23 protein-coding genes are annotated in these 23638 nt (G+C 72.7%); 8 read left to right on the top strand and 15 right to left on the bottom strand.

Features of this window, described 5'->3' with window-relative positions:
• Position 1 precedes the first annotated feature (1 nt).
• Positions 2–517, bottom strand: a complete 516-nt coding sequence (gene dut, locus IG02_RS0112010) for a dUTP diphosphatase (RefSeq protein ID WP_030745233.1) — start codon at positions 515–517, stop codon at positions 2–4.
• Between the two features lie 225 nt (positions 518–742).
• Here dut and IG02_RS0112015 point away from each other — a divergent pair, with 225 nt between their 5' ends.
• Positions 743–1234, top strand: coding sequence for a DUF3093 domain-containing protein (locus tag IG02_RS0112015; protein WP_030745235.1), 492 nt, complete (start codon positions 743–745; stop codon positions 1232–1234).
• Between the two features lie 49 nt (positions 1235–1283).
• Here IG02_RS0112015 and IG02_RS0112020 read toward each other — a convergent pair whose 3' ends face one another.
• The 4 genes from IG02_RS0112020 to IG02_RS0112035 all read right to left on the bottom strand — a co-directional run bounded on the left by IG02_RS0112020 (position 1284) and on the right by IG02_RS0112035 (position 4845).
• Positions 1284–2240 carry a hypothetical protein gene (locus IG02_RS0112020; protein WP_030745237.1) on the bottom strand — a complete coding sequence of 319 codons (957 nt, stop codon included), beginning with the start codon at positions 2238–2240 and terminating at the stop codon, positions 1284–1286.
• 13 nt (positions 2241–2253) lie between these two features.
• Positions 2254–2550, bottom strand: coding sequence for a DUF4193 domain-containing protein (locus IG02_RS0112025; RefSeq protein WP_030350183.1), 297 nt, complete (start codon positions 2548–2550; stop codon positions 2254–2256).
• A gap of 403 nt (positions 2551–2953) precedes the next feature.
• Positions 2954–4186 carry a sensor histidine kinase gene (locus IG02_RS0112030; RefSeq protein WP_030745238.1) on the bottom strand — a complete coding sequence of 411 codons (1233 nt, stop codon included), beginning with the start codon at positions 4184–4186 and terminating at the stop codon, positions 2954–2956.
• A gap of 5 nt (positions 4187–4191) precedes the next feature.
• Positions 4192–4845 carry a response regulator transcription factor gene (locus tag IG02_RS0112035; protein WP_030745240.1) on the bottom strand — a complete coding sequence of 218 codons (654 nt, stop codon included), beginning with the start codon at positions 4843–4845 and terminating at the stop codon, positions 4192–4194.
• Positions 4846–5205: 360 nt separating this feature from the next.
• On the opposite strand from IG02_RS0112035, the gene IG02_RS42130 reads away from it, so the two are divergent.
• Entirely contained in the window at positions 5206–5379 is a 174-nt protein-coding gene (locus IG02_RS42130) for a hypothetical protein (protein ID WP_199814004.1), read from the top strand.
• Positions 5380–5544: 165 nt separating this feature from the next.
• Here the strand turns inward: IG02_RS42130 and IG02_RS0112045 are convergent, their stop codons facing one another.
• A complete protein-coding gene (locus IG02_RS0112045) occupies positions 5545–6363 on the bottom strand; it encodes an inositol monophosphatase family protein (protein WP_030745242.1) in 819 nt (272 codons plus the stop codon).
• Between the two features lie 74 nt (positions 6364–6437).
• Entirely contained in the window at positions 6438–7565 is a 1128-nt protein-coding gene (locus tag IG02_RS0112050; RefSeq protein ID WP_030745244.1) for a ferrochelatase, read from the bottom strand.
• A gap of 278 nt (positions 7566–7843) precedes the next feature.
• On the opposite strand from IG02_RS0112050, the gene IG02_RS0112055 reads away from it, so the two are divergent.
• Positions 7844–9097 carry an MFS transporter gene (locus tag IG02_RS0112055; RefSeq protein ID WP_030745245.1) on the top strand — a complete coding sequence of 418 codons (1254 nt, stop codon included), beginning with the start codon at positions 7844–7846 and terminating at the stop codon, positions 9095–9097.
• Complete coding sequence (locus IG02_RS0112060) at positions 9051–10376, top strand: D-arabinono-1,4-lactone oxidase (RefSeq protein ID WP_030745247.1); 1326 nt, start codon at positions 9051–9053, stop codon at positions 10374–10376. Before IG02_RS0112055 ends, IG02_RS0112060 begins: the two co-directional genes overlap by 47 nt.
• A 21-nt stretch (positions 10377–10397) precedes the next feature.
• Here the strand turns inward: IG02_RS0112060 and IG02_RS0112065 are convergent, their stop codons facing one another.
• On the bottom strand, positions 10398–11489 hold the full coding sequence (locus tag IG02_RS0112065) for a hypothetical protein (RefSeq protein WP_051764879.1): 1092 nt from the start codon (positions 11487–11489) through the stop codon (positions 10398–10400).
• A 511-nt stretch (positions 11490–12000) separates the two neighbouring features.
• Between IG02_RS0112065 and sepH the strand changes: the two genes are divergently transcribed.
• On the top strand, positions 12001–13047 hold the full coding sequence (gene sepH / locus IG02_RS0112070; protein WP_037802843.1) for a septation protein SepH: 1047 nt from the start codon (positions 12001–12003) through the stop codon (positions 13045–13047).
• Positions 13048–13251: 204 nt separating this feature from the next.
• Here sepH and IG02_RS0112075 read toward each other — a convergent pair whose 3' ends face one another.
• The gene (locus IG02_RS0112075; RefSeq protein WP_030745254.1) at positions 13252–14079 is read right to left on the bottom strand and encodes a sulfurtransferase; all 828 of its coding nucleotides are present in this window, start codon (positions 14077–14079) and stop codon (positions 13252–13254) included.
• Between the two features lie 200 nt (positions 14080–14279).
• Between IG02_RS0112075 and IG02_RS0112080 the strand changes: the two genes are divergently transcribed.
• Entirely contained in the window at positions 14280–15056 is a 777-nt protein-coding gene (locus IG02_RS0112080) for a VOC family protein (RefSeq protein WP_030745255.1), read from the top strand.
• Between the two features lie 33 nt (positions 15057–15089).
• On the opposite strand, the gene IG02_RS0112085 is transcribed toward IG02_RS0112080, so the two are convergent.
• The gene (locus IG02_RS0112085; protein ID WP_030745256.1) at positions 15090–15311 is read right to left on the bottom strand and encodes a DUF397 domain-containing protein; all 222 of its coding nucleotides are present in this window, start codon (positions 15309–15311) and stop codon (positions 15090–15092) included.
• Positions 15298–16122 (bottom strand): helix-turn-helix domain-containing protein, encoded by an 825-nt coding sequence (locus IG02_RS0112090; protein ID WP_030745258.1) that lies wholly within the window; start codon positions 16120–16122, stop codon positions 15298–15300. Before IG02_RS0112090 ends, IG02_RS0112085 begins: the two co-directional genes overlap by 14 nt.
• Before the next feature lie 318 nt (positions 16123–16440).
• Between IG02_RS0112090 and IG02_RS36270 the strand changes: the two genes are divergently transcribed.
• Together IG02_RS36270 and IG02_RS0112100 are read left to right on the top strand one after the other, a co-directional pair.
• Positions 16441–16698, top strand: a complete 258-nt coding sequence (locus tag IG02_RS36270) for an ATP-binding protein (RefSeq protein WP_037802760.1) — start codon at positions 16441–16443, stop codon at positions 16696–16698.
• Between the two features lie 333 nt (positions 16699–17031).
• On the top strand, positions 17032–17364 hold the full coding sequence (locus tag IG02_RS0112100) for a hypothetical protein (protein WP_158712277.1): 333 nt from the start codon (positions 17032–17034) through the stop codon (positions 17362–17364).
• Positions 17365–17478: 114 nt separating this feature from the next.
• Here IG02_RS0112100 and IG02_RS0112105 read toward each other — a convergent pair whose 3' ends face one another.
• From IG02_RS0112105 to IG02_RS0112120, 4 genes are all read right to left on the bottom strand, one after another.
• Positions 17479–18129 carry a thymidine kinase gene (locus IG02_RS0112105; RefSeq protein WP_030745264.1) on the bottom strand — a complete coding sequence of 217 codons (651 nt, stop codon included), beginning with the start codon at positions 18127–18129 and terminating at the stop codon, positions 17479–17481.
• Positions 18130–18232: 103 nt separating this feature from the next.
• Positions 18233–19543, bottom strand: coding sequence for an alkaline phosphatase family protein (locus IG02_RS0112110; protein ID WP_078854406.1), 1311 nt, complete (start codon positions 19541–19543; stop codon positions 18233–18235).
• Positions 19543–20139, bottom strand: a complete 597-nt coding sequence (locus IG02_RS0112115; protein WP_030745267.1) for a DUF5998 family protein — start codon at positions 20137–20139, stop codon at positions 19543–19545. Before IG02_RS0112115 ends, IG02_RS0112110 begins: the two co-directional genes overlap by 1 nt.
• Positions 20140–20441: 302 nt before the next feature.
• Positions 20442–23474 (bottom strand): bifunctional GNAT family N-acetyltransferase/acetate--CoA ligase family protein, encoded by a 3033-nt coding sequence (locus tag IG02_RS0112120; RefSeq protein WP_030745268.1) that lies wholly within the window; start codon positions 23472–23474, stop codon positions 20442–20444.
• Between the last annotated feature and the right edge of the window lie 164 nt (positions 23475–23638).

Raw genomic sequence — 23638 nt, forward strand, 5'->3', positions numbered from 1 at the left:
GTCACTGTCCTTCCCGGTCGGATACGACCGACGCGTATCGATTCCCACCCTGTACGCCGTCCACGGCGGCATGGCCACCGGTGGACCCGAAGCCCCCCTCGGCCCGCGCGGAGCCGGGGAGCTCCGCCACCTCGTGGAAGCGCACCTTCTCGACCTGCTGGACGACCAGCTGGGCAATCCGGTCGTACCTCTCGAACCGCACGCTCTCGCGCGGATCGAGATTGACCACGATCACTTTGATCTCTCCACGGTACCCGGCATCCACCGTCCCGGGGGCATTCACCATGGCGACACCGCAGCGGGCCGCGAGCCCGGAGCGGGCGTGCACGAAGGCGGCGTAGCCGTCCGGGAGGGCGATGGCCACGCCCGTCGGCAGGACGGCCCGCTCGCCGGGAGCGAGCTCGGCGGCCCGGGTGGTGACGAGGTCGACGCCGGCGTCGCCCGGGTGTCCGTACGAGGGGACCGGCGCCTCGGGGTCGATCCGGCGGATCAGTACGTCGACGGGACTGCGGCTCATGGGGTCACCTCGAAGGCGCCGGCGCGGGCGTGCCCCGGGCGTATCGACACGTACGCCGCCGTGTGCGGCGCGTACCGCGTGCGCGGCCCGCGGGGCGGGTACGGCGACGACACGGCCGGCCCGGCCGGGAGTCCGGGGGGCGCTCCCCGGGATGGCACGTTACTCACAGGCGCAGACCTTACCCGCGCGGTCGCCCCCGTACCGCACCGTGCCAAGCTTGGCTTCATGGAGCCTTCCGCCGTGCGCTACGACGAACGCCTGACCGCCCCCCGCTCCTGGTGGGGGATCGCCGCTCTCATCGGGGTGGCGGGCGGACTGATCCTGCTGCCCCTGGGCCCGTTGCCGATGCTCGGCGGGGTGCTCGCCGCGGGCGCGCTGGCGGCGGCGGGAGTGAGCGCGTACGGCTCGGCGCGGATCCGGGTGGTCGCGGACTCGCTGGTCGCGGGCGACGCCCGGATCCCGGTCGCGGCGCTCGGCGAGGCGGAGCCGCTGGACGGCGAGGAGGCGGTCGCCTGGCGGGGGTACAAGGCCGACCCCCGCGCCTTCCTGCTGCTGCGCAGCTATGTGCCGACGGCGCTGCGCGTGCCGGTCACGGACCCCGAGGACCCGACGCCGTACCTCTACCTCTCGACCCGGTCGCCGAAGCGGCTGGCGGCGGCGCTGACGGCCGTACGCGCGGGTCAGGAAACGGACCGGCCGGCCGGCACCCAGGGCTGACTCCGCGCCCGTGGGGCGTCTCCGCCGGGAAGGACGGACGGGCGGAGCGTCAGGGCCGCGGTCCGCCGGGCAGCTCGGGGAGGGGTTCCTCGGGCTGTTCCAGGGGCGGCAGCCCGGGCAGCGCGTTCCAGGCGACCTGGCGGGCGCGCAGGTCCTTGCGGACGCGCTCGGCCACCTTCTTGGTGTCCCGCCGGTTCATCATCGCGCCGACGGTGGCACCGACCAGGAACGGGACCAGGTTGGGCAGGCTGCGGATCGTGCGCTTCATGATCTGCTGGCGCAGTTCGCGCTTCACCGGGCCGCTCAGGGCGCCGTTGAAGGTGGACGGTCTGGTGATGTCGACGCCGCGCTCCTGCGTCCAGGACGTCAGGTAGGCGGCGCTGCGCTGGGTCAGTGTGCCGGGCGGTCGCAGCCCGTACACCTCGTGCAGTTCCGCGATGAGCTTGAGCTCGATCGCGGCGACGGCGGTGATCTCCGTCGCCAGCTCGGCCGGCATGGCCGGCGGTACGGGCAGCATCGCGACGGCGCCGATCCCGGCGCCGACCGTCGAGCTGCTGTTCGCGGCCCCGGCGATCAGCTTGTCGGCCAGTTCCTCGGGGCCGAGGCCCGGGAACTGTCTGCGCAGGGTCGCGAGGTCCCGCACGGGGACCCGCGGGGCGTTCTCGATGATCCGGTCGGCGAGGTGGCCGAGCGCCGCCTTGGCGCTGCCGCTTCCCTTGCGCACCCCGCGTCTGACGCTGTCCAGCCGTCCGCCGCGGTCCGGTCGGCGGCCCCTGGTCAGGGGGACGCCGAGGGTGGCGGAGGCCTCGGGGGACGCGGCTTCGAGCGAGGCCGAGCGGCCTCGCTCGTCGTCACGCGCGTCGGAACGGGGCAGCGGGACGGCGGCGTGCTCGGAAGTGGGCGTCATGCCCTCAGCCGGGCCCGAGCCGCCCTTGTGCGCCTCCGGTGGGGCCGGACGGCCCGCACGCCGGAAGCGGCGCTTCCTGGACGGTTTGTCGCCTGCCACGGCCGACCGGACCTCAGTCGCAGTCGCGGCAGATCGGCTGGCCGTTCTTCTCGCGGGCCAGCTGACTGCGGTGGTGCACCAGGAAGCAGCTCATGCAGGTGAACTCGTCGGCCTGGCGCGGCAGGACCCGGACGGAGAGCTCCTCGTTGGAGAGATCCGCGCCGGGCAGTTCGAGCCCTTCGGCCTGCTCGAACTCGTCGACGTCGACCGCGGAGGTCGACTTGTCGTTCCGCCGTGCCTTCAGTTCCTCCAGGCTGTCCTGATCGACGTCGTCGTCGGTCTTGCGTGGGGTGTCGTAATCCGTTGCCATGTCGTTCTCCCCCTCTGGGTGTCTGTGGTGTCTCAGCGCTCGTAACGCGTGAGGGGCCGGACTTGTGCCCGGCTCGAGGCGGAGATTTTGCCTCACATCAAGGTCTGTTACTCAATCGACACCCAGCCGTCTCCCCTGGGAGTGATCGGCTTCGGGTGGCGAGGGGGACCGTACACGGTCCCCAGGTGGTACTTCACGGGCGCCACCCCGTGTACTTCCCGTGATCCGACCCCTTGGAAACCCGGACTTTACCGGCTTTCCGCAGGACAATTGATCACGGAGAGTGGACAGGCAGGTATTCGCCCCTGTGATCGATCACACAGGGATCCTCCGGTGCCCGGTCCGCGAAATTCCGCGCAAAGCGAACAAAGCAATCTGCCGCCCGAACACCGCGCGCATTCTCTCAGATCGGGAGAGTGACACGCATCACGAGCCCGCCGCCCTCGCGGGGTTCCGCGTGGATCCGCCCGCCGTGCGCGCGGGCCACGGACCGGGCGATCGACAGGCCGAGGCCCACGCCCTTGTCGCTGCCCGTGCGTTCGGTCCGCAGCCGCCGGAACGGCTCGAAGAGGTTGTCGATCTCGTACGCGGGGACGACCGGGCCGGTGTTCGACACCACCATGACCGCCTGCCCCTGCTGCGACTCGGTCGTGACCTCCACCCAGCCTCCCTCCAGGATGTTGTAACGGACCGCGTTCTGCACCAGGTTGAGGGCGATCCGCTCCAGCAGGACGCCGTTGCCCTGGACGACCACGGGCGCCCGCTCCCCACGCACCTCGACGCCTTTGCTGTCCGCCTCGGCGAGCGTCTGGTCCACCGCGCGGGTGGCCACCTCCGCCAGGTCGACGGGCTTGCGCTCGACGATCTGGTTGTCGCTGCGGGCGAGCAGCAGCAGTCCTTCCACGAGCTGTTCGCTGCGCTCGTTGGTGGCCAGCAGGGTCTTGCCGAGTTGCTGCAGTTCCGTCGGCGCCCCCGGGTCGGAGAGGTGGACCTCCAGGAGGGTCCGGTTGATCGCGAGCGGAGTGCGCAGTTCGTGCGAGGCGTTCGCGACGAACCGCTGCTGGGCGCTGAAGGCCCGCTCCAGCCGGTCGAGCATCTCGTCGAAGGTGTCGGCCAGTTCCTTCAGCTCGTCGTCGGGACCGTCCAGCTCGATCCGGCGCGAGAGGTCGGAGCCGACCACGCGGCGCGCGGTACGGGTGATCCGGCCCAGCGGCGAGAGGACCCGGCCGGCCATCGCGTAGCCGAAGGCGAAGGCGATGACGCTCAGCCCGATCAGGGCGAAGATCGACCGCGTCAGCAGCTCGTCCAGCGCCTGCTGGCGCTGGTGGTTGACGCAGCTGTTCATCGCCGCGTTGAACTCCTCGGGCGGCGCCTGGTCGGGGAAGTTGCAGACGTCGCTGCTCACCTTGCCGGTCACGATCTTGAACGGCAGCTCGCTGCCCACGTGCAGGGCCTGCGCGGCCAGCAGATAGATGATCGAGAGCAGCAGGATCCCGGCGATCAGGAACATCCCGCCGTACAGGAGGGTGAGCCTTATCCGGATCGTCGGCCGCACCCAGGGGAGGGACTGGTCGGGCCGGCGCGGGTCCCAGGTGGGCTTCGGAGGTGCCGCCGGCGGCACCGGGGCGGTCGCCACGGGCATCAGATCCGGTATCCGGAGCCGGGCACCGTGACGATCACGGGCGGCTCACCGAGCTTGCGGCGCAGGGTCATCACGGTGACCCGGACGACATTGGTGAACGGGTCGGTGTTCTCGTCCCACGCCTTCTCCAGCAGCTGCTCGGCCGAGACGACCGCGCCCTCGCTGCGCATCAGGACCTCCAGCACCGCGAATTCCTTGGGCGCGAGCTGGATCTCGCGGCCTTCGCGGAAGACCTCACGGCGGTTGGGGTCCAGCTTGATGCCGGAACGCTCCAGGACCGGAGGCAGCGGTACGGTCGTACGCCGGCCGAGGGCCCGGACCCGGGCCGTGAGCTCCGTGAACGCGAACGGCTTGGGCAGGTAGTCGTCCGCGCCCAGCTCGAGACCCTCGACCCGGTCGCTGACATCGCCCGATGCCGTGAGCATCAGGACCCGGGTGGGCATCCCCAGCTCGACGATCTTTCGGCAGACGTCGTCGCCGTGGACCACGGGGAGGTCTCGGTCGAGCACCACCACGTCGTAGTCGTTGACCCCGATGCGCTCCAGCGCGGCCGCCCCGTCGTAGACCACGTCGACGGCCATGGCCTCCCGGCGCAGTCCGGTGGCCACCGCATCGGCGAGCAGCTGCTCGTCCTCGACGACGAGTACGCGCACGTCGCTTTTTCCTTCCTCTGGGCCCGTCACCCGTGATCAGGGCAGGTTGTGGCACTGGCTGTGCGGCCCCATCCTGCCTGTTACGGCCATAAACCGACGGTAAGGCGATGTCGGGTGACCAGGCACATCAGGGGCCGTCGCGGAACGGACCGGATTTATTGAAGCGTGGAGGTTTCTGGCGCTCCGCCCCTGGGGATGACGACTGCACACCCGAGATCGCGCCCTGTTTGTGGCTTGCCACACCCTTGTCTGCCAATCCAGAGGCAGTGGGTGCGTGATCTACCCGCCGTCGGCACACCCCCGTGCCACTGACCGACGCCGGCACACCCCCGTGCCGCTGACCCACGACGAGGGGGCGCAATGGACGCGTTCACCGCCGGGCTTCTCCAGCGTATAAAAGCCACGGAGACCGACCTGACCCGCGCCCGGGAGACGGGCGACGACTTCCTCGCGGACGTCGAACAGGAAGAGCTGGAAGACCTTCGGCGGCTCGCCGCCGAACACGGTGTGGAAGTGGGCGCGGGCAGCGCCTGACATCCGGAACCGGGGTCATACAGACACAGTCGCAGACACACAGTCGTAGACATATACAGATCCATACGCAGTACAGAGCCGTAGAGACCTACAGAGAGGGCTCCGACGCCGAGGGGATCGGCGCCGGGGCCCTTCTGCCTGTCGTCCGCCCCGATCAGTCGGGGATCAGTCGTGCCAGGCGCCGTACTCCTCCAGGAGCGCCTGCAGGGGCTCGAAGACCCCGGGGGACGCGGCCACCGTCAGATCGCCGTCCGGCCGGGCGCCTGGCCGGCCGCCGGTGAGCGCGCCCGCCTCGCGGGCGATGAGCTCGCCGGCCGCCAGGTCCCAGGGGTGCAGCCCGCGCTCGTAGTAGCCGTCCAGCCGGCCCGCCGCGACGTCGCTGAGGTCGGCGGCGGCCGAGCCACCGCGCCGGATGTCCCGCAGCCGCGGGATCAGCTTCTGGGCGATCTCCGCCTGGTGGGCGCGTACGGCGGTGACGTAGTTGAAGCCGGTCGAGACGAGGGCCTGGTCCAGCGGCGGCGCGGGCCGGCAGCGGACCGGCCGGTCGTTCAGGAAGGCGCCGCCCCCGCGTACGGCCCGGAAGGTCTCCGCCCGCATGGGGATCTCCACGACGCCCACCAGCGTCTCCCCCTCGTGCTCCGCCGCCACGGACACGGCCCAGGTGGGCAGGCCGTACAGATAGTTGACGGTGCCGTCCAGCGGGTCGACGATCCAGCGGACGCCACTGGTGCCTGCCGAGCTGGCGCCCTCCTCGCCGAGGAAGCCGTCGTCCGGGCGGCGCTCGGCGATGTAGCCCGTGATCAGTTTCTCGGCGGCGATGTCCATCTCGGTGACGACGTCGATGGGGCTGGACTTGGTCGCGGCGACGGCCAGGTCGTCGGGCCGGCCGTCGCGCAGCAGCGCGCCGGCCCGGTGGGCCGCCTCCAGGGCCAGGGTCAGCAGTTCGGCGGAGAGGTCCGCGTCCGGTCGGGGGGCGTCGGTCACAGGGGCTCCGTAAGGGGTCGGGAGGGCCGGGTCGGGCGCGGGGCCGGCCGGCCGAGAGGCCGCCGGTCCCGGGCTCACGCGTAGACGCTGTCGGCGCCCGCGGCGGCGGGCTTGGGGGCACGGGCCGGGCAGCAGCCCACCGGGCAGAGGTCATGGCCGGGCCCCAGCGCGCCGAGGGCACAGCGCGTCACCTCGCGCCCCCGCTCGGCGGCGGCGCGCTCCACGACGAGGTCGCGTACGGCGGCGGCGAAGCGCGGATCCGCGCCCACCGTCGCCGAGCGGCGCACCGGCAGCCCCAGCTCGGCGGCCTTGGCGGTGGCCTCGGTGTCCAGGTCGTACAGCACCTCCATGTGGTCGGAGACGAAGCCGATCGGGGCCATGACGACCGCCGGGACGCCCTGCCCGTGCAGCTCCTCCAGGTGGTCGCAGATGTCCGGTTCCAGCCACGGGATGTGCGGGGCGCCGCTGCGCGACTGGTAGACGAGCCGCCAGGGGTGTTCGGCCCCGGTCTCCTCCCGTACGGCGTCCGCGATCAGGCGGGCGACGTCCAGGTGCTGTGCCACGTAGGCCCCGCCCTCACCGTGCGCCTCGACGGGGCCCGAGGTGTCGGCCGCCGCGACGGGGATGGAGTGCGTGGTGAAGGCGATGTGCGCGCCCGCGCGGACGTCCTCCGGCAGGTCCGCGAGCGAGGCCAGCACCCCTTCGATCATGGGGCGCAGGAAACCGGGGTGGTTGAAGTAGTGCCGCAGCTTGTCCACCCGGGGGACGTCGATCCCCTCGGCGGTCAGGGTGGCCAGCGCCTCCGCGAGGTTCTCGCGGTACTGGCGGCAGCCGGAGTACGAGGCGTACGCGCTGGTGGCGAGCACGGCGACGCGCCGCCGGCCGTCCGCGGCCATCTCGCGCAGCGTGTCGGTCAGGTACGGCGCCCAGTTGCGGTTGCCCCAGTACACGGGCAGGTCCAGGCCGTGCTCGGCGAAGTCCTCGCGCAGCGCGTCGAGCAGGGCGCGGTTCTGGCCGTTGATCGGGCTGACCCCGCCGAACAGGAAGTAGTGCTGCCCCACTTCCTTGAGCCGCTCCGTGGGGATGCCCCGGCCCCTGGTCACGTTCTCCAGGAACGGGACCACGTCGTCGGGCCCTTCCGGGCCGCCGAACGACAACAGGAGGAGGGCGTCGTAGGGGGAGGTGTCGAGCTGTTCGGCCATGAATCGATCCTGCCACCAGCCCCGCGGCGCCGGTACCGCGCCCCGGCCCGTGGCGTGGCGGGCCCCGGGGCGCGGTACGGCGCGTGACGGCGTGCGGGCGGGGCGCGTACGGCATCGGCCCCGGCGCCGGGGCCGTGTGCCGCGCATCGCGCCGGCCAGAAAATCGGGGGCGTGCGGGCGGTGCGCGACCGTAAGCTGTTCCGTCGCCGTTCGTTCCTTACCGGAGCCCTGCCGGATCGTTCCTCTCCGCAGCGCCCGTTCCCTCACCGGAGTGCCCCTTGCCCAGTTCCTACCGCGCGATCTTCGCGGCTCCCGGTACCGGGGGATTCAGCACCGCCGGCCTGATCGGCCGGCTCCCGCTGGCCATGATGGGTATCGGCGTGGTGACGATGGTCTCCCAGCTCACCGGGCGGTACGGGCTGGCCGGCGCGCTGTCGGCGATGATGGCGATGTCGGCCGCCGTCCTCGGCCCGCAGATCTCCCGACTGGTGGACCGGCACGGCCAGCGGCGCGTCCTGCGCCCGGCGACCCTGATCGCGGTGGCGGCGGTCGCGGGCCTGCTGCTCTGTGCCGAGTGGGGCGCGCCGGACTGGACGCTGTTCGTCTTCGCGACCGGCACGGGCTGTGTGCCGAGCCTGGGCGCGATGGTGCGGGCTCGCTGGGCGGAGATCTACCGGGGTTCGCCGCGCGAGCTGCACACCGCGTATTCGTGGGAGTCGATCGTCGACGAGATGTGCTTCATCGTCGGTCCGATCGTCTCGATCGGTCTGTCGACGGCCTGGTTCCCCGCCGCGGGCCCGTTGCTGGCGGGGGTCTTCCTGGTCGTCGGCGTCCTGTGGCTGACGGCTCAGCGGGCCACCGAGCCCGTCCCCCGGCCGCGTGCCGAGCACACCGGCGGGTCGGCGCTGCGTTCACCGGGCCTGCGGGTGCTGGCGGCGACCTTCCTGGCGACGGGCGCGATCTTCGGCGCGGTCGACGTGGTGACGGTCGCCTTCGCCGAGGAGCGGGGCCACAAGACGGCGGCGAGCCTGGTGCTGGCCGTGTACGCCCTGGGATCGTGCCTGGCCGGGGTGGTGTTCGGGATGCTGCATCTGTCCGGGCCGCCCGCGCGGAGGTGGCTGGTGGGCGTCTGCGCCATGGCCGTGAGTATGATCCCCCTCCAACTGGCCGGGAATCTGCCGTTCTTGGCCGTGGCGCTCTTCGTCGCGGGTCTGTCCATCGCACCGACGATGGTGACCACGGTGGCCCTCGTCGAGGCGCACGTACCGCGCACCAAGCTGACCGAGGGCATGACCTGGACCAGTACCGGGCTCTTGGTCGGGGTGGCGCTCGGCTCGTCGGCCGCCGGCTGGGTGGTCGACGCGGCCGGTGCCCGGGCGGGGTACGCGGTGCCCGCGGTGGCGGGCGCCGTCGCGGCCGCGGTGGCGTTCCTGGGGTTCCGCCGGCTGCGCGAGCCGGCACCGACGCGGGGAGGGCACGGGGCGGATGACCGGAATCCTGACAGGCGGGACGGGATCGAGAGCGTGGCGTAACTGGGGGGGGACGGTCACCGCCCGGCCCTCCCGGCAGGTCTCCCCCGCCTCCGCGGACGCCGTCGCCGCCGCCGTGCGCCGGGCCGCCGAGGACGGGCTGAGGGTCAAGGCCGTCGGTACTGGGCACTCGTTCACCGCCACCGCCGCCACGGACGGGGTGCTGATCCGGCCCGAGCGGCTGGTCGGCATCCGGAGGCTCGACCGGGCGGCGGGCACCGTCACCGTCGCCGCGGGCACGCCACTCGGAAGGCTGAACGCGGCGCTGGCCCGGGCGGGCCTGTCGCTCACGAACATGGGCGACATCATGGAGCAGACGGTCTCCGGCGCGACCGCCACCGGCACCCATGGCACCGGCCGCGACTCGGCCTCGATCGCGGCACAGATCCGCGCCCTGGAGCTGGTCACCGCGGACGGCTCGCTGCTGCGCTGCTCCCCCGAGGAGAACCCGGACGTCTTCGCCGCCGCCCGGGTCGGGCTCGGCGCGCTGGGTGTGGTCACCTCGGTCACGTTCGCCGTGGAGCCGTTGTTCCTGCTGACAGCGCGTGAGGCACCGATGTCGTTCGACCGGGTCACCGCCGAGTTCGATCAGCATGTCGCCGAGAACGAGCATTTCGAGTTCTATTGGTTTCCGCACACGGACAACTGCAATACCAAGCGCAACAACCGCAGCGCGGGGCCCGCGGCTCCCCTCGGTCGCGTCCGGGGCTGGATCGACGACGAGTTCCTCTCCAACGGGGTCCTCCAGGTGGCGTGTTCGCTCGGCCGGGCCGTGCCCGCCACCGTTCCCCCCCTCGCCCGCGTCTCCAGTCGCGCGCTGTCCGCGCGTACGTACACGGACATCCCTTACAAGGTCTTCACGACACCGCGCCGGGTGCGCTTCGTGGAGATGGAGTACGCGCTGCCCCGGGAGGCGGTGGTCGAGGCGCTGCGCGAGGTCAAGGCCATGGTCGAGCGGTCCCCTCTGCGGGTGAGCTTCCCGGTGGAGGTCCGGACGGCGCCCGCGGACGACATCGCCCTCTCGACGGCCTCGGGCCGCGAGAGCGCGTACATCGCGGTGCACCTGTTCCGGGGCACGCCCCACCGCGCGTACTTCACCGCGGTGGAACGCGTCATGACCGCGCACGGCGGACGGCCGCACTGGGGCAAGATCCACACCCGGGACGCGGCGTACCTGTCCGCGGCCTATCCGCGCTTCGGCGAGTTCACGGCGCTCCGCGACCGGCTGGACCCGGACCGGCTGTTCGGCAACGACTACCTGCGCCGGGTGCTGGGCGACTGACGGGCCATGGCTCTCCCGCCGTCACCGGTTCGCCGTGCCGGCGCCGGAGTCGGCCCCGGACCCCGTACCGGAGCCGGAACCGGAATCCGGTGTGGCGCCGGTTCCGGAGCCGTCGGGCCCGGAGGGACCGGAGGTGTCCGTTCCGGATCCGCCGCCCGAGGTGCCGGAGGGCGCCGGCGTCGGGTCGCCGGACCGTGCGCCGTCGCCCGCGCCGGAGGGCGGGGTGGCGGGCGTACGGGACGGACCGGCGCCGCCGCCCCCGTCACCGCCCGCGCCCTGACCGGTGTCCGGCGACGTGTTCGGGTCGGGGCTCGCCCCGCCGTCCTGCCCCTGTCCCTGCCCGCCGGACGAAGAGCCGGAGGACGGGGTGGGCGCGGGACCGTCCTCCGGTACGGATCCACCGCCACCGCCGCGTACGACGGACCCGACGGTCGTCGCATGGCCGCCGCCCAGACCCTGACCGGACATCAGTTCGTATCCGGTGACACCGGCCATGGCGAGCACGAAGACGCCGACGGCCGCGAGCAGCGGGCGCTTCCAGCCGCGCTCCCGTCTCCGAGCACGAGCCCGGGCACGGGCACCATGGGTGGTGGCCTCGCCGTACTCGGTGTTCAGGTCCGTCGGCACACGCAGCAGCCGGGTCGCGTCAACAGGAACGTACGGATCGCCCGGATCGGGGGATTCGCCGGGCACGCGCGGATTGCCGGAACCACCCGGATCCGCGACGCTCGTCGCGCCGCCCCCACCGTTCCGGTCGCTCCGCACCACCACCTGACGGCCTCCGGGCTTGGCCTGGACGGTGACCACGCGGATCTGTTCCCCGGTTCGCCGGAACAGGTGCTGGAAGACCGAGCCGCCACACGTGGCCACGACGCTGACCACTCCCGCGCCGAGGACCGTGCCGTACACGCCCAGCCGGGAGGCGAGGACCGCCGCCGCGATCGCGGCGAGGGCGCTGCCCGCGACCTGCGGAAGGTTCAGATCGAGGCGTCGCCGCTCGGCGGGCGCGCCGGCGCCCCGCTCCCCCGCCTCGTCCCGCTCATCGCCCGTACTCAGCTCCGCTTCCGTATCCCGCACCACGCGTCGCGTGCCACTGCCCTGCTTCTGGTGCATCTAAAGCCCCTGCTTGCCCATCTGTCCCAGCTTGCACCCGGAAGTGACCGATGAGCGAAGGGGATAGTTCCGTTTCGGGGGATTGTGTGAAGCATCCCACCCGCCGATCCGCCCCACGTACCGTCAGCGGCGGCCTCGCGCGGACAAGTCCCCGGCCGGAGAGAATCTCGAGCGGCGCGCCGGTCCACCCGGATGGCCCGAATGGAGTACTGTGGCGAGCCCTGGGGCCGGACTCCCTCACGGGTGGCCGGGGACCTACGGGAAGGGGGCCGCACGTGGCACTCGATCCGGCGGAGCCGACGGCACCGTACGGGCGCCTGCTGCACAGAGTGACCGGGTTCGTCACTCCGCGTGGCGAGCAGGTACCGTGCCATGACGGCGATCCAGGCCCCCGGCCCGACACGCCGGGCAGTACGGAAAGGTTGTGGCAGGCTGCACCCGGGCAGGTCACACTCGACTAGCGGAAGCAGCGACGCACGTGACGTCGGCAGGCACCACCCGGGAGGTCCCCATGCCCGAACTGCGTGTCGTGGCCGTCTCCAACGACGGCACACGACTGGTGCTCAAGGCTGCCGACAGTACGGAATACACGCTTCCGATCGATGAGCGGCTGCGCGCCGCCGTGCGCAACGACCGCGCCCGTCTCGGCCAGATCGAGATCGAGGTGGAGAGCCACCTCAGGCCGCGCGACATCCAGGCGCGGATACGAGCCGGTGCCTCCGCGGAGGAGGTCGCCCAGCACGCGGGCATCCCGGTGGACCGGGTCCGCCGGTTCGAGGGCCCCGTGCTCGCCGAGCGCGCCTTCATGGCCGAGCGCGCCCGGAAGACACCCGTCCGGCGCCCCGGCGAGAACACCGGACCCCAGCTCGGCGAGGCGGTGCAGGAGAGACTGACGCTGCGCGGCGCCGAGAAGGACACCGTCCAGTGGGACTCCTGGCGCCGGGACGACGGCACGTGGGAAGTGCTGCTGGTCTACCGCGTCGCGGGCGAGCCGCACGCGGCGAGCTGGACGTACGACCCGCCGAGGCGGCTCGTACAGGCCGTCGACGACGAGGCGCGCGCGCTGATCGGCGACACGGACGACACGGTCACGCAGGAGCCGAGCTTCCCGTTCGTCCCGCGGATCGCCCGGCTGCCGCGCGACCGGCCGCTGGACCGTTCGCTCGACCGGCAGTTGGAGCGGCCGCCCTCGGCGGAGCCGGAGGAGGCCGACGAGCGTGACTCCCTGACCAGCCTTCTGGAGGCGGTGCCGAGCTTCCGCGGCGACATGGTCGTACCAGAACGTCCCGCCCTGCCGGATTCGTCCTCGTCGGCGTCCCTGGACGTGGACGAGGAGCCGGAGGAGGCCGAGGAGCCGATCGCGCCCGCCGCGTCGGCCGGCGCCGGCTCGGCGTACGCGGACGTGCTGATGCCCCGTTCGGTCGCCGGGCACCGCGACCGGCTCACGGGCACGACGGACCGCCAGGCCGAGGCGGACGGGGTGCGTCCGGGACGGCGGGCCGCGGTACCGAGCTGGGACGAGATCGTGTTCGGCACGCGCCGCAAGAAACAGGACTGACGGCGGCGACGGGCCCCGTCGGGGTAAGTGGATCAGCACGTCCTTACATACGTACGCCGACGGGCCCGTACTCACCGCATCCGGAGTACGGGCCCGTCGGCTCGGGTACGGACTTCGGATGAGGAAGTCCCTCGCGCGCGTCCCTGTGGGGCCCCCCACCTGTCGGCCCGCGCTCGGTGGCCTGCCGGGGGGTCCGGGGCAGGCCTACTGGGGGTCCGGGCCCGTGGCGACCGGGCGGGACTCGTCCGCCGACCACTGCGACCAGGAACCCGCGTACAGCGCGGCCGGAACGCCCGCGAGTTCGAGCGCCAGCACCTCATGGGCGGCGGAGACACCGGAACCGCAGTAGACACCGACCCGGGCGCCCTTGGTCGCGCCGAGTGCCGCGAAGCGGTCCGCGAGGTCGTCCGCGGGGAGAAACCGTCCGTTCTCGGCCACGTTCTCCGTGGTGGGCGCGGAGAGGGCGCCGGGGATGTGGCCGCCGACCCGGTCGATGGGCTCGACGTCGCCCCGGTAGCGTTCGGCCGCCCGCGCGTCCAGCAGCAGCCCGTCGCGGGCGAGGGCCGCCGCTCCGTCCGCGTCCAGCAGCGGGAGCGACCCCGGGACGGGGGCGAAGTCCCCCTCCTCCGGCTTGGGCTCCTCGGTGGACAGCGGTCCTTCCCAGGCGGCCAGCCCGCCGTCCAGGACCCGTACGTCCCGGTGGCCCGCCCAGCGCAGCAGCCACCAGGCGCGGGCCGCCGCCCAGCCCTGCCCGCCGTCGTACACGACGACCGGGGTGTCCTGACCCACGCCGGCCCGGCGCATCACCGCGCCGAAGTCGGCCACGTCCGGCAGGGGGTGGCGACCGCCGGCACCGGGCGGCGCCGACAGTTCCGTGTCCAGGTCGACGTAGACGGCACCGGGCAGGTGCCCGGCCTCGTACGCCGGACGTCCGGGCGGACCGCCCAGCTGCCAGCGGACGTCGAGCAGTACGGGCGGTCGCGGCCCGGCCGACTCGCTCGCGAGATCGGCCGCGTTGATGATGGCTGTCATGGATGCCATCCTCCCGTACAGGGCGGCCCGCGCGTACCCGGCCGCCCACCGGACGCGACATCGTGACAACAGTAAGTAAACACCCGATCGAGTTCCCGCCGAACGCGGCCCGGTCGAGCGGCGCCGCGCGGCACCGAGTGCGAGCATCGCACCGCCCTTGTCCGGCACGACGGCACGACGGGTCCGAGGAGAGAGTGACGATGGCCGAGGAAGCGATCCGGCGCACACCCGGAACTCCCTGCTGGGTGAGTCTGATGGTGAGCGACCTGGCGGCGACCGAGGAGTTCTACGGGGGTTTGTTCGGCTGGGAGTTCGAGCCGGGCCCGCAGCAGCTCGGACCGTATGTGCGCGGACTCCTCGACGGCAGGGAGGTCGCCGGGATCGGCCGGCTGCCGGGCGGCAGGCGGTTGCCGACCGCCTGGCTGACGTATCTGGCCACGGATGACGCGGACAAGACCGCGGAGACGATCCGAAGCTGTGGCGGCACGGTCGCCGTCGGCCCGCTGGAAGCCGCCGAGGCGGGCCGGATGGCCATCGCGGCGGACCCGGCGGGCGCGGTCCTCGGCATCTGGCAGGCCGCCGCGCACCCGGGAACGGCGGTGTCCGGTCCTCCCGGCACGCCTGTCTGGAACGAGCTGTTCACGCGGGAGACGGCCTCGGTCGCCCGCTTCTACGAGTCGCTCTTCGGCTACGAGGTGGAGCCGGCCGGCCCCGCGGGTACGGACGAACTGACGCTGCGTCTGGAGGACCGCCCGGTCGGGTCCCTGCACGGCCTGGGCCGCGCCCTGCCCCGCGACCGGGGCGCCCACTGGATGACGTCCTTCGAGGTGGCCGACACGGACGCGGCGGCCCGGCTGGTCACGGACCTGGGCGGTCGGCTCCTCGAAGCCCCGCGCGACGCCGGGCGCGGCCGGACGGCGACGGTCACCGACCCGGAGGGCGCGGTCTTCACGATCGTATGCTCGGGTGCGCGCTGAACCTGCGGGGCCGGACGGTTGACGAACCGCCTGTCAGGCGAGTTCGCCGCGCTTGACGGCGGAGACGAACGACGACCAGCCGTCGGCGTGGAAGACGAGCACGGGGCCCCGCGCGTTCTTGGAGTCACGGACCGGGACGGTGGGGTGTCCGTCGGCGACTTCGAGGCAGTCGCCGTTGCTGGGGCCGCTGTGGCTCGACTTGCGCCACTTTTGGAGGGGCCCCGCTTCCGGGACCTGTTGTTCACTGCGCCTCATGCTCGTATTCCTCCGCTACGGCTCTCACCAGGGCCACTGAGTCGACATGAGACAGCGCGTCCCCCAGGACCATGTTGTAGGCCCGCTGCGCATCACGAACCATGGCCGGATCGTCCATCAAGTGGCCTGTCCGGAAACCCTCGACATAGGAGATCGGCGGGGCGTCCTCGAACGACATCAAGTACAGCATGCTCTCGACCAAGGCGTGTGCGCCCGCCGCGAACGGCACCACATGGAGTCTGAGTCGCCCGGCTTCCGCCATGCCCGCCATCTTGCCCAACTGATCAGCCATGACGCGCGGCCCGCCGACTCGACGCCGGAGCACCGTCTCGTCCACCAAGCACCACAGTACGGGCCCCTCCGGATTCTCCAGGATCTGAGCACGCTCCAGACGGTTGACCACCCTTCGGTCAAGATCCTTGGCTTGATGATTCGGACGATAGGCGCGGAACATTTCCCGCGCGTAGGGCCCCGTCTGGAGCAGGCCGGGCACGACGGACAGGCTGAAATGCCGAATTTCGGTGGCCTGCCGCTCGAACTCCGCAACGAAGTTGAAGTGTTCGGCGTACTTCCCGTCGAGGTCTGTCAGCCAACGCGCGAAGAACCCGTCCGTCCCCAGCGCCATATCGATCCGCTGCGCGTCCGCCGGGCTCGACAGCCGCCGCCCCGCCTCGAAGTGGCTGATCAACGTCGGAGAACACACCACCCCGTCGCTCAACGCCTCTTGCGTCATCTCCGCCGCCAGGCGCCGGATCTTCAACTCCTCTCCGTACTTCTGCCGAGGGGTCCGTCGCATCCGTTCGTCCGCCATGGGTACCAACTCCCCTTCCTGACGCCTGCTCCGTCATGCGCCAACCACTGGCAAGCCTAGCGACGCAAGCAACATGCTGTGAGCGATTCATCACAGAGAGCGAAGCAAGGAGCGTCAACGTGTTGGACCTCGGACTCCGTCGTATCCGGCGGCTGTTCCGCCGCTCTGCCACCGCCCGGCATCGCGCCGGGGCTGTCGTCACGCCACCCCAGGCGGCTCGACCCCGTACGCCGGCTTCCGCGCCCGCACCTCACCCGCCCGTGCCACCGCTGCGGCGCCCGGTGGTCGTCGCATATTCCGTCGCGCTCCCCCGGACACGTGATCGAGACGCGGTTCACCCAACTCCCGTACGGCCTCCGGATCGAGGTGCATGACGCGTCGCCGACTCCGCCCGAGCCGCGTACTCCGGGCGCGGACGCGTGCGACGGGCGCGGGCTCGTCCTCGTCGCCGCGCTCGCGGAGACGTGGGGGGTCCATGACCGGCGCGGTCCCGGCAAGGCGGTGTGGGCGACGCTCTCGCTGCCGGCGTCCGCCGGGGCGGACGACACCGGCGGGGCACATCGTCTCGGCGGGTGAGTGCCACCAGCTCGGCGTAGCCCGTGGCCGCCGACCTCCGGCCAGTACCCAGTCGGACGGCCGGTGCGGCCCCAGCGCCTCCTGGACCGGTGAACGGGAGTGAATGCGCCACCGCGAAAGAGCGCGCACAGCCCTCGCGCTGCGCACCGAACCCGCTGGGCGCCCCGTGGAAAACAGGGGGCGCTCGCTCATCCGGGGGAAGCTGCCACGAGTGCCCTTGAAGGTAATGACACCGACATGTCAACTGGTGCTTCGCGCGTTCCGATCGGTACTGAGCGTCTCTCCCTCGTGCAGCATCTCCTGCCGGGTTCCCTCGAGAAAAAGAGGAAGGACATGCGAAAACTGAAGTCTGCGGTCGCCGGATCCATCACAGGGGCACTGGCGTTGGCCGGAGTGGTGATGGCAGCTCCCGTCGCCTCGGCCGACACCCCCGCCCACTGCGCCATGCGCTTCGAGAACGCGGCCCACGGCGTCCTCATCGTCGATTGTCAGAAGGGGTCGCCCCAGCTGCGGGTACGAGCCACCGCGGACTGCCAGGCCATCGACGGCCAGAGGTACAAGGTCACCACCCCCTGGCAGCGGCTGAGCGCCGAGCAGATGATCCACTTCAGCACCCAGTGCAAGGGCTCGGACCCCGTCGTCGGAGCACATCTCGACATCGAGTGAGCGAAACACCCGACAGGGCGTCCCTTCGCCCGGCCTGTGGGGCTGAGCGAGGGACGCACACTTCGCCATGGCGCCGGCGGTCGCCGGTGCCACGGGCAAGGAGGGACGTCGCGGTCAGGCGGGGCCGATGGGCAGGACGTCCGGGGAGAGCGTGGCCGCGCGGGCGGTGGCGGCGGTCATCCGGCGGCGGTGGTGGCGCCGGCAGAGCACCTCGTAGCCGACCTCGCCGCCGGACTGGTGGACGTCCCCGACGACGACCTGCGCGCCCTCGACGACCATGACGCCGCCGACCGTGCGGGCGTTGTGGGTGGCCCGGGCGCCACACCAGCACAGCGCCTCGACCTGGAGGACCTCGACCCGGTCGGCCAGTTCCACCAGCCGCTGCGAGCCGGGGAAGAGCTTGGAGCGGAAGTCGGTGGTGATGCCGAAGGTGAAGACGTCCAGCTCCAGGTCGTCCACGACCCGGGCGAGCTGGTCGATCTGCTCGGGCGCGAGGAACTGCGCCTCGTCGACGATGACGTAGTCGCACCGGCCACCCTGGGAGAGCCGGTCGACCAGATACGCGTAGAAGTCGAAGCCGTCCGCCGCCTCGACGGCGTCCGTGACGAGGCCCAGGCGGGAGGAGAGCTTGCCCTCCCCCGCGCGGTCGTCACGGCTGAAGATCATGCCCTGGAGTCCGCGGGCCGACCGGTTGTGTTCGATCTGGAGAGCGAGGGTGCTCTTTCCGCAGTCCATGGTTCCGGAGAAGAACACCAGCTCGGGCATGACAGGGTGACGGCCTTTCGAAAGGTGAGGTCGGGGCCACTCGTGTGGTGGTCGTGCTGCCGAGGCCCCGGGTGAACGCGTCCGCGCGCCGTCGCGCGGAAGGCTACGAGCGTACTTCCAGGAGCGGGACGAGTTGCTCGACGGGGGTCATGGAGCCGTGCATGCCCACCATCGCGGACTCGTTCGGCTCCCGGACCGAGGCGGTGATCACGACGTCGTCGTGGGCCGCCGCGATGACATCGCCGAGCCGCCCGTACACCCGCTCGTCGAGCATGCCCGGCGGGCCGAACCAGCCCGCGGCGACGGCCTCGTCCCGGCTCGCGACCCAGAACTGTTCGCCCAGCACCTCGCGCCAGACGGCGAGCACGTCGCTCTCGGCGCCCGGTACGGCGTACACATGGCGGGCCCGGCCCTCGCCGCCCAGCAGGGCGACGCCGGCCTTCAGCTCCCAGTCCTCGTCGAAGTCGACGCGCGACCGCTCGTCGAAGGGGATGTCGATCATCCCGTGGTCGGCGGTGACGTAGAGCGCGGCCCGGGGCGGGAGTTGCGCGGCGAGCCGCTGGACGAGCCGGTCCACGTACATCAGCTGGCCCCGCCAGGCGTCGGAGTCGACGCCGAAGCGGTGGCCGTTGCCGTCGACCTCGCTGTAGTACGTGTAGACCAGCGACCGGTCGCCCGCGGCGAGTTGCCCGGCGGCGAGGTCCATGCGCTCCTCGCCGGTGAGCCTGCCGTGGAAGGTGCCGCCGCTGAGCGCGATCCGGGTGAGCGGGGTGTCGGCGAACGCCGGGGAGCTCACCTGCGCGGTGTGCACCCCGGCGGCCTCGGCGAGCTGGAAGACGGTGGGGTACGGCTGCCAGGCGTGCGGGTCCGTCCACGGCTTCCAGCGGAGCTGGTTCATCAGCTCGCCGGTCGCGGGGTCCCGGACGGTGTAGCCGGGCAGTCCGTGCGCGGCGGGCGGCAGCCCCGTGCCCACGGACGCCAGGGAGGTCGCGGTGGTGGCGGGGAACCCGGCGGTCAGCGGCCGGCCGGTGTTGCCGCGCGAGGTGCCCAGAAGCGACGTCAGGTACGGCGCCTCGTCCGGGTGGGCCTTGATCTGCTCCCAGCCGAGGCCGTCGATCAGAAACACGCAGTTCCGGTCGGCGGGGGTCAGTTCGGTGATGTTCGCGGTCAGATCCGGTACGCCTTGGCCGGCCGCGAGGGTGGGCAGCAGGTCGGCCAGGGAGCCGCTGCCGTACTCAGGGAGCGGCGCGGTGTGGAGGGCGAGCGGGACGGGGTCCTGCTCGTACGCCGGGGACTGGTGCCCGGGCCGGTTGACCTCCCGGACCTGGCCCCACGCCTGATCGCGTGCCTGGTCGTGTGCCTTGCCCGGTCCTCGGTCCTGCCCTTGGTCCTGTCGGACGGCCTCGGCGGACATCAGCGGCTGGTCGCCGCGGCGGCCGCGGTGGCCTCGGACAGGGACTGGGCGAAGGCGAGTGCCTGCCGGACGGTGTCGGGGCCGTCCCCCGCCTCGCTGACGCGCAGGCTCAGGTCGTCGGCCGTGGTGTTGCCGGTGTAGCCGTGGTCCGCCTCGCAGTTGGGGTCGCCGCAGGCGGCGGGCTCCAGGTCGATACGGGAGACGGCGCCCCAGCCGATGGTGAGGACGACCTCGCGCGGCAGGGTGCCCGGCTTGTACGACTCCGGGTTCGCGACGACCCGGCTGACCACGACCGAGGAGATCCGGTCGAGCTTGACCGATTCGGTGGAGGTGGTGGCGTACGGAGTCGGGGAGCTGGAGTCGGCGGCCTGCTCGTCGGTGTGGCTGACGATGAAGCGGTGGGCGGTCAGGACGAGGACGGTGACATGCCGCCGTACCTCGTTGGCGTCGAAGGTCGTCTCCTGGTGGACCAGGTACGACGAGATCCGCTCGCCGCCGACGGCGGCCTCCACCGCCTCGGCCACGAGAGCCGGGTAGTAGCCGCTGCGCTCGATCGCCGTGCGCAGCCCCTGGGTCGTCGTACCGGTCTTCGCCATGGGCTCCATCCTACGGGGGCCGGATGACTGCGGAAGACGTCCGGGGCGGGGCCGTGGACGGTCGTGGCCAGGTCCTGGGCCGCCGACGGCACCGGGCGGGGCGGTGCCCCGGGGGAGGCGAGGGCCACGACGCTCGGGGCCACCACGGGGGCCACCACGCTCGGGGGCCACGACGCTCGGGGCCACCACGCTCGGGGGCCACGGTGCTCGGCCTCGTGGGTGCGAGGCCAGGCTCCGGTCTTCGGTCGGTCGTCCTCGGCGGCCTCGGGGGTCCGGCCGGCCTCTCGGCGGGGACGCGGGTCTCAGTAGTCCGGGAGGTGGCGCGGGCCGAGGTCGTCGCGGGCGGGCGGCGGCGCGAGCCGGACGCTCGCGTCCAGGACGGAGAGGCCGCGGGGGGCGACGACGACGGGCTCCAGCGAGACGGAGACGATCTCGGGGTGGTCGTCCACCAGCCGGGACACCCGCAGGAGCAGTTCCTCCAGGGCGGGGGTGTCGACCGGGGCGGAGCCCCGCCAGCCGAACAGGAGCGGTGCCGTCCTGATGGACCTGATCAACTCGGCGGCGTCGCGGTCGGTGGCGGGCACGAGCCGGTGGGCGACGTCCCCGAGCAGTTCGGAGGGGACGCCCGCGAGACCGAAGGAGAGGACCGAGCCCGCGGCCGCGTCGATGACGGCCCGTACGACCGTGTCCACGCCGCGCGGGACCATGGACTGGACGACGGGCCGCAGTTCCGCCGGGCTGCCCAGGGCGTCGGTCAGCTCGCGGTGGGCCAAGCGCAGTTGCGCCTCGTCGGCGAGGTCGAGCCGGACGCCGCCGAGGTCGGCGCGGTGGCGCAGATGCGGAGCGGTGGTCTTGAGCGCGACGGGATAGCCGAGCCGGGCCGCCGCCGCGGCGGCCTCGTCGGGACCGGGCGCGGCCAGGGCCTGCCGCACGGGGATGCCGTACATCCCGAGCAGCGCACGCGCGTCGTCCGCCGGGACGGGGATGCTCCTGGGGCCGTCGGCGGACGCCTGGCCGGACGGATCGCGAGGGCCCAGCAGCCGCTCTATCAGCGCGGTGGCCGCGGCCTCGTCGATGTCGTCGTACTCGGGCACCTTGCCGGGCTCGGCGGCCTGCCGCCGCCACCGCGCGTACCGGACGGCCTCGGCGAGCGCCCGTACCGCGCGCTCGGCGGCGGGGTAGGCGGGGATACGGCCGGAGCCGCCGCGGCCGATCGCTTCGGGACCGGCCGTACCGCCGAGCGTCCGACCGGCGGTGCCGGACACGCCGGACACGCCGGTGCCGGACCCGCCGGTGCCGGACCCGCCCAAGGCGGACGCGCCGGAGTCGGACGCGCCGGGTCCCGGCTCCGGTCCCGCCGCCGGACGCCCGGCCCGCGCTCGTACGCCGTCGTACGCCTCGTCCACGCGCGGCCCCTCCTCCGGGCCGTCCGCGTCCGGCCGGTTCTCGGGCAGGGCGTGCGGCGGGTTGTTCGAGGCCGTCGCGAGCGCCTCCGTCAGACCGCCGAGTTCCACGTGCACCACCATCACCGGCTTCGCCGGCGCCGTGGCCGCCGCCTCGCGCAGGGCCGCGCCCAGGGCGTCGGCGTCGGGCGGGCCGGTCATGGCCGTCCCGGCCACGGCCGGTATCGCCGTCACCACCGCCGCGTCGCAGTCCGGGTCCGCCAGGGCCTTCGTGAGGGCCGTACCGAAGTCGGCCGGGGTCGCGGCGGTCGTCAGGTCGCGCGGCGGCAGCGGGCTCAGGCCCTCCGTACGGCAGGCGTCGTACGTGAGCAGGCCCAGCGACTCCGAGTTGCCGAGGATCGCCACGCGCGGTCCCGCCGGGAGCGGCTGGGAGGAGAGCAACAGGCCCGCGTCGACCAGTTCGGTGACCGTGTCCACCCGGATCACCCCCGCCTGGCGCATGAGCGCCGACACCGTCGCGTCCGGGATCCGGCCCACCGGGACCGCGTGCCCCTGGGGCGTGCTGCCGCTGTGCCGCGCGCCCTTGACGACCACGACCGGCTTCACCGCCGCCGTGCGCCGGGCGAGCCGGGTGAACTTGCGCGGATTGCCGATCGTTTCGAGGTAGAGGAGGGCCACATCGGTGTCCGGGTCCTCGAAGACGTACTGGAGGAAGTCGTTCCCCGACACGTCCGCCCTGTTGCCCGCCGAGACGAAGGACGACAGGCCGGCGCCGCGCCGGTGCAGCGCGGACAGCAGGGCGATGCCGATCGCGCCGGACTGGGTGAACATGCCGATGCGCCCGCGCGCGGGGAGTTCGGGGGCGAGGGACGCGTTGAGCCGGACCGCGTCGGCCGTGTTGATGATCCCCAAGGCGTTGGGGCCGATGACGCGCATCCCGTACGAGCGGGCCCGCCGCACCAGTTCGCGCTGGCGCTCCCGCCCCCGCGACCCGCTCTCCGCGTAGCCCGCCGAGAGGACCACCAGCCCCTGTACGCCGTGCCGGCCGCAGTCCTCGACCGCTTCGGGCACCCGCTCCGCGGGGACGGCGAGCACCGCGAGGTCCACGGGCCGGTCCACCCCGCCCCGCCCTGTCAGGGAACGGACGGCCGGGACGCCGTCGATCCGGTCCTGGTCCGGGGCGAAGGCGTCGTTCACCGCGTACGTACGGCCTGTGAAGCCCGCGGCGAGCAGATTGCGCAGCACCGTACGGCCGACGCCTCCGGGCGCACGGCCCGCGCCGACGACCGCGACCGACCCGGGGGCGAGCAGGCGCTGCACCGAGCGGGCCTCGGCACGCTGCTCGCGGGCGTACTGGACGGCGACGGACTCGGCGGTCGGTTCCAGGTCGAGCGTGAGCCGGACGGCGCCGTCCTCGAAGCTGCGCCGCTGGGTGTACCCGGCGTCCCGGAAGACCTTGATCATCTTGCTGTTGGCGGGCAGCACCTCGGCGGCGAAGCGCCGGATGCCGCGCTCGCGGGCGACCGCCGCGATGTGCTCCAGGAGCGCGGAGGCGACCCCGCGCCCCTGGTGCGCGTCCTGGACGAGGAAGGCGACCTCCGCCTCCTCGGCGGGCGCGGAGGCGGGCAGTCCGCGGGCGTCGACGCGGTCGTACCGCACGGTCGCGATGAACCGGCCGCTCACCGTCACGGCGAGTCCTACCCGGTCCACGTAGTCGTGGTGGGTGAAGCGGTGCACGTCCTTGGCGGACAGGCGGGGGTAGGGGGCGAAGAAGCGGTAGTACTTCGACTCGTCGGAGACCTGCTCGTAGAAGCTGACCAGCCGCTGGGCGTCGTCCGGGGTGATGGGCCTGATACGGGCCGTGCCGCCGTCCCTGAGCACCACGTCCGCCTCCCAGTGGGAGGGGTACGCGAAGTCCGGCGGCTTCTCCATGCCCACAGCGTACGGCGCGGGTCCGACACCGGCCGGTCCGCTGCCCGAACCCCGGTCGATCCTGAGCCGGGCCGTCCGGAGCCCGGCCGGACCGTCCCGGGCGGGGCCGCGTCCGGCCGTCGGACGTGGGCCGGGAGGGGTGGCGGAGGACCACGTGTCAGCAC

It is taken from the genome of Streptomyces sp. NRRL F-5135 (assembly GCF_000719775.1).
GTDB classification, from domain to species: domain Bacteria; phylum Actinomycetota; class Actinomycetes; order Streptomycetales; family Streptomycetaceae; genus Streptomyces; species Streptomyces hebeiensis.